This window comes from Anaerotignum faecicola, from assembly GCA_024460105.1.
Classification (GTDB): domain Bacteria; phylum Bacillota; class Clostridia; order Lachnospirales; family Anaerotignaceae; genus JANFXS01.
Genome location: JANFXS010000639.1, coordinates 1 through 380 on the forward strand (window position 1 = coordinate 1; position 380 = coordinate 380).

General features: G+C 53.9%; 1 protein-coding gene. It reads right to left on the reverse strand.

Going from position 1 to position 380, the window contains the following annotated elements:
* A partial coding sequence (locus NE664_15785) for a glycogen debranching protein (protein ID MCQ4728095.1) occupies window positions 1-380 on the reverse strand: 380 nt, incomplete at both ends.

The window sequence follows — 380 nt, forward strand, 5'->3', positions numbered from 1 at the left end:
GTCCGGCGCATCCTTCCCGCATGGCGCCTTCCAAAACCTCCAGCCGGCGGTACACCTCCGCTTTTGCAGCTTCGCTGTATCCATGCACCTTCAAATACGCAAGGTAGTATCCGCCCAGCGGAAATACCCAGACCGTACCCTGATGATACGCTAAATCCCTGTCAAACTGGCTGCCTCCGTAACATGGTCTGAACTCTCTGTCATCCTCCGACAGCGTTCTCAGTCCATAAGGAGTATACAACTTTTCCGCCACAGTTTCCACCACCTGTTTCTCTTTTTCCGGAGGAAGCATGGAAAAATTCATGGAAACCGCCCAGATCTGGTTGCAGCGGATCTGGTTGTCGGGGATATCACGTTCTTCCGCCCCGGAGACCACATCC